Origin of the sequence: Zestomonas carbonaria (assembly GCF_904061905.1) — a bacterium.
GTDB classification, from domain to species: Bacteria; Pseudomonadota; Gammaproteobacteria; order Pseudomonadales; family Pseudomonadaceae; genus Aquipseudomonas; species Aquipseudomonas carbonaria.
On the sequence record NZ_CAJFCI010000036.1, the window covers coordinates 1 to 4957 of the forward strand.

The window sequence follows — 4957 nt, forward strand, 5'->3', positions numbered from 1 at the left end:
GCCGAACGTTACCGACGACGGCAGGAGCGAATACGCGAGATCAACCTGCGTCAGGGCCAACTGTTGATAGCATGAGGCGTGCCGGACAGCAGTGCGCGTGCGCGGGAATGACGTAGGGGAGGTTCAGGCGGCTCCGTCATCCCCGCGCACGCGGTGACCCAATAAACAAAAGACAAGCGTTTTCCGGTCGGCGTGTTCTCCATGCGCCGGCCGCTTTTTGCTTGCCGCGAAAAAACCTCCGAAAGTCCCGCCAATCCTGGCCTCGCGCATACGTCATCCAACGTATTTTCCGATCCGGCGCATCCCCCGACACTGGCTCCGTACTCACCGCCAACCCTCCACATGGCACAGGAGCTTCGTCATGACCGACACGCTGATCAAGGTCGACCTCAACCAGCCCGCCACCGAGAACGAACAGATCCACAACCGCTGGCATCCGGACATTCCCATGGCCTGCTGGGTCAACCCGGGCGACGACTTCATTCTCGAGACCTACGACTGGACCGCCGGGGCGATCAAGAACGACAACGACGCCTCCGACGTACGCGACGTCGACCTGACCACCGTGCACTACCTGTCCGGCCCGGTGGGCGTGAAGGGCGCCGAGCCTGGCGACCTGCTGGTGGTCGACCTGCTCGACATCGGCGCCAAGGCCGATTCGCTGTGGGGCTTCAACGGTTTCTTTTCCAAGCAGAACGGCGGCGGTTTCCTCACCGACTACTTCCCCCACGCGCAGAAATCCATCTGGGATTTCCACGGCCTGTACACCAGCTCGCGGCACATTCCCGGCGTGAAGTTCGCCGGCCTGATCCACCCCGGCCTGATCGGCTGCCTGCCGGACCACAAGATGCTCGCCGACTGGAACAAGCGCGAGCAGGAACTGATCGACAGCAACCCGACCCGCGTGCCGCCGCTGGCCAACCCGACCTTCGCCGCCACCGCGCACATGGGCAAGCTCAGGGGCGAGGCCCGCGACGCGGCCGCCGCCACCGGCGCACGCACCGTGCCGCCGCGCGAACACGGCGGCAACTGCGACATCAAGGATCTCTCGCGCGGTTCGAAGATCTTCTTCCCGGTCTACGTGGACGGCGCCGGCCTGTCGGTGGGCGACCTGCACTTCAGCCAGGGCGACGGCGAGATCACCTTCTGCGGCGCCATCGAGATGGCCGGCTGGGTGCACATGAAGGTCGAGCTGATCAAGGGTGGCATGGCCAAGTACGGGATCAAGAACCCGATCTTCAAGCCCAGCCCGATCGTGCCCACCTACAACAACTTCCTGATCTTCGAAGGCATCTCGGTGGACGATGCCGGCAAGCAGCACTACCTGGACGTCAACCTGGCCTACCAGCAGGCCTGCCTCAACGCCATCAACTACCTGACCAAGTTCGGCTATTCGCCGGCCCAGGGCTACTCGCTGCTCGGCTCGGCGCCGGTGCAGGGACATATCAGCGGGGTGGTCGACATCCCCAACGCCTGCGCCACGCTGTGGCTGCCGACCGACATCTTCGAATTCGACATCAACCCCAGCGCCGCCGGCCCGACCAAGCACCTCGACGGCAGCATCGACCTGCCCATCGCCTACGACAAATGAGCCATTCCTCCCCTTTACCTTCCGGGAGGGGGAGGGGCTCTCATCGGCAACGAGGAGACGAGCATGCCCATCTACGAATACGACTGCCCCGACTGCGGCGATTTCACTCTGCTGCGGCCGATGGCCGAGCGCGACCAGCCCTGCGCCTGTCCGTACTGCGACAACGCCAGTGGTCGGGTGATCCTCAGCGCGCCGGGCCTGGCGACCATGCCCGGCAACCAGCGCCGCGCCCGCGACGCCAACGAACGCAGCGCCCACGCGCCGCAGACGCTCGAGGAATACAAGAGCAAGCGCCAGCACGGCGCCGGCTGTAGTTGCTGCGGGCCGAGCAAGCCGAACGCACCGACCAGGGCCAACCCCCACGCACTCAAGGCCAGCCCCTCGGCGCGGCCGTGGATGATCAGTCACTGAACCCAGAGCAGCGGCAAGCTGCAAGCCACAAGCGGCAAGCAGGTCGTTCGTTCCGCCCTTGCTTGAAGCTTGCAGCTTGAGGCTTGCCGCCAAGGAGACCTCCCATGCGCCATGGCGATATTTCCAGCAGCCCGGACACCGTCGGCGTTGCCGTCGTCAACTACAAGATGCCGCGCCTGCACAGCAAGGCGCAGGTGCTCGACAACGCCCGCAAGATCGCCGAGATGATCAAGGGCATGAAGATCGGCCTGCCCGGCATGGACCTGGTGGTGTTCCCCGAGTACAGCACCATGGGCATCATGTACGACCACCACGAGATGATGGACACCGCCGCCACCATCCCCGGCGAGGAAACCGCGATCTTCTCCGCCGCCTGCCGCGAGGCGAAGACCTGGGGCATCTTCTCGCTCACCGGCGAACGCCACGAGGAGCACCCGCACAAGGCGCCGTACAACACCCTGGTGCTGATCGACGACCAGGGCGAGATCGTCCAGAAGTACCGCAAGTGCATCCCCTGGTGTCCGATCGAAGGCTGGTATCCTGGCGACCGCACCTACGTCTCGGAAGGCCCGAAAGGCATGAAGATCAGCCTGATCATCTGCGACGACGGCAACTACCCGGAAATCTGGCGCGACTGCGCGATGAAGGGCGCCGAGCTGATCGTTCGCTGCCAGGGCTACATGTACCCGGCCAAGGACCAGCAGGTGCTGATGGCCAAGACCATGGCCTGGGCCAACAACTGCTACGTGGCGGTGGCCAACGCGGCGGGCTTCGACGGCGTGTACAGCTACTTCGGCCACTCGGCGATCATCGGCTTCGACGGCCGTACCCTCGGCGAATGCGGCGAGGAAGAGATGGGCATCCAGTACGCCCAGCTATCGGTCTCGCAGATCCGCGACGCGCGCGCCAACGACCAGTCGCAGAACCATCTGTTCAAGCTGCTGCACCGTGGCTACACCGGCGTCTACAACTCCGGCGACGGCGACAAGGGCGTGGCCGACTGCCCGTTCGAGTTCTACCGCACCTGGGTGCTGGACGCGCAGAAGGCCCAGGAAGACGTGGAAAAGATGACCCGCCCGACCATCGGCGTGGCCGATTGCCCGGTCGGCGAGTTGCCGCATCCGGGGAGGGAGAAGGCAGCGGGATAACCCGTTGTTTATTGGGTCACCGCGTGCGCGGGGATGACGATCGAAGCGCTGGACGTGTGCCCACCTCCTCGTCATTCCTGCGAACGCGGGAATCCAGCTCTTGCAGGGTGCGCCGTGCGCACCGATACCAGCGGCGGCGCCGTTCCTGCGGGATGGCTCTGCGTCACCGGGACCCCCTTCATGCCCTTCGTCAACGACCTGCTCGACCACAACCGCGACCAACTGGCACGTAGCGGCGTGAGCACGAACCTGCCGTCGCGCTTCCTGTTCGACCCGCTGCTGGTCATGGCCCTGCTGCGTTCGCGCATCGTCGGCCAGGACGCCGTGCTCGAACAGGTCGAGGCGCTGCTCAAGGTGGTCAAGGCCGACATCGGCGACCCCGAGCGGCCGCTGGCGGTCAGCCTGTTCATCGGCCCGACCGGGGTCGGCAAGACCGAGATCGTGCGGCTGATCGCCCAGGCCATCCACGGCCGCGCCGATGCCTTCTGCCGCATCGACATGAACACCCTGGCCCAGGAGCACTACGCCGCCGCGCTGACCGGAGCGCCGCCGGGCTACGTCGGCAGCAAGGAGGGCACCACGCTGTTCGACGTCGAGGCGATCCAGGGCAGCTACGGGCGCCCCGGCATCGTGCTGTTCGACGAACTGGAAAAGGCCGACCGTGGCGTGGTGCGCAGCCTGCTCAACGTGCTCGACAGCGGCCACCTAGTGCTCGCCGCCGGCAGCCGCCGGATTGACTTCCGCAACAGCCTGATCTTCATGACCAGCAACATCGGCGCGCGCCAGGTGTGGGACTATCGCGCGCGTTTCGAACGCGGCTGGCGGCGCTGGCTGAACCTCGTCCCGCAGGCCGGGAACGAGGTGCTGGAGCGGGCGCTGCATGCCCACTTCGAGCCGGAGTTCCTAAACCGGATCGACCGCATCCTGCCGTTCGAGCGCATCGATGCCGACTGGCTGGACAGCCTGCTGGACATCGAACTGGCCAAGCTCAACCAGCGCCTCGCCCGGCGTGGCAGGTACCTGGCGCTGGACGAGTCCGCCCGGGCCCACCTGTGCAGCGGCCACGACCCGCGCTTCGGCGCCCGCGACCTGGTGCGCCGCCTGCGTCGCGAGCTGGAGCCGGCCATCGCCGACCGCCTGCTGCTCGAACCCGACGCCACGCGGCTGTTGGCGAGCGGCGAGGAGGGGGCCTTGCGGGTCGACAGTCACGGCTGATTTGGAAAGACCCCTGGGCAGATTGCGCTTCTCTCGGCTAACTTCCAGGAATCGACGCGGTCCATGTATGTCGGTTCTGTGAAGTATTGGAGCAGGGGGGGCGACAATGGTTTATGTACAGCGCGACAGTCACGGGCGTTTGCTCAAGGTCGAATACCACCCGTTCGAGGGCATGACCGATACCCTGGCGGTGGAAAGCGAGGAGCTGCGCACCTGGCTGACCGCCAGGGAAGAGGTCAAGGCGCGCCTGGACAGCCTGCGCAGTTCCGACCTGGAGCTGGTGCGGGTGCTCGAGGATGTGGTCGGCGTGCTGGTCGAGCGCGGGGTGATCCGCTACACCGACCTGCCGGAAGCGGCCCGCCTCAAGCTCGACCAGCGTGCCGTGGCGCGTGCGGAGATCGAGGGCCTGAGCCGCCTGCTCGGCGACGAGCAGGACTGAATCCGCCTCGAACGGCTGGCTCCAGACAAACGGTCATCCGTAACCCCAAAAAAATTGGTTCTTCGCGGACTCAGGGGAAAGAGCGAGTTGACAGTCAGGGAAATGGGTAAATTGGCAGTCGCCAAACGAACCAACCCCCACCCCCTGCTGCCG

The 4957-nt window shown here is 65.6% G+C and carries 5 protein-coding genes; all 5 read left to right on the forward strand.

Going from position 1 to position 4957, the window contains the following annotated elements:
• The first annotated feature begins 361 nt into the window (after positions 1–361).
• The 5 genes from fmdA to PSEWESI4_RS08810 all read left to right on the forward strand — a co-directional run bounded on the left by fmdA (position 362) and on the right by PSEWESI4_RS08810 (position 4804).
• Positions 362–1591, forward strand: coding sequence for a formamidase (fmdA, locus tag PSEWESI4_RS08790; RefSeq protein WP_187670824.1), 1230 nt, complete (start codon positions 362–364; stop codon positions 1589–1591).
• A gap of 63 nt (positions 1592–1654) precedes the next feature.
• Positions 1655–2002, forward strand: coding sequence for an FmdB family zinc ribbon protein (locus tag PSEWESI4_RS08795; protein WP_187670825.1), 348 nt, complete (start codon positions 1655–1657; stop codon positions 2000–2002).
• Between the two features lie 104 nt (positions 2003–2106).
• Positions 2107–3150 carry an aliphatic amidase gene (locus PSEWESI4_RS08800; protein WP_187670826.1) on the forward strand — a complete coding sequence of 348 codons (1044 nt, stop codon included), beginning with the start codon at positions 2107–2109 and terminating at the stop codon, positions 3148–3150.
• A 180-nt stretch (positions 3151–3330) separates the two neighbouring features.
• The gene (locus tag PSEWESI4_RS08805) at positions 3331–4365 is read left to right on the forward strand and encodes an AAA family ATPase (RefSeq protein ID WP_187670827.1); all 1035 of its coding nucleotides are present in this window, start codon (positions 3331–3333) and stop codon (positions 4363–4365) included.
• 106 nt (positions 4366–4471) lie between these two features.
• A complete protein-coding gene (locus PSEWESI4_RS08810) occupies positions 4472–4804 on the forward strand; it encodes a tryptophan synthase subunit beta (protein WP_187670828.1) in 333 nt (110 codons plus the stop codon).
• The last annotated feature ends 153 nt before the right edge of the window (positions 4805–4957 follow it).

Bases quoted from the DNA above. Each gene is read 5' to 3' on its own strand.
- PSEWESI4_RS08800 (WP_187670826.1), top strand. From the start codon at position 2,107: ATGCGCCATGGCGATATTTCCAGCAGCCCGGACACCGTCGGCGTTGCC.
- fmdA (WP_187670824.1), top strand. From the start codon at position 362: ATGACCGACACGCTGATCAAGGTCGACCTCAACCAGCCCGCCACCGAG.
- PSEWESI4_RS08795 (WP_187670825.1), top strand. From the start codon at position 1,655: ATGCCCATCTACGAATACGACTGCCCCGACTGCGGCGATTTCACTCTG.
- PSEWESI4_RS08805 (WP_187670827.1), top strand. From the start codon at position 3,331: ATGCCCTTCGTCAACGACCTGCTCGACCACAACCGCGACCAACTGGCA.
- PSEWESI4_RS08810 (WP_187670828.1), top strand. From the start codon at position 4,472: ATGGTTTATGTACAGCGCGACAGTCACGGGCGTTTGCTCAAGGTCGAA.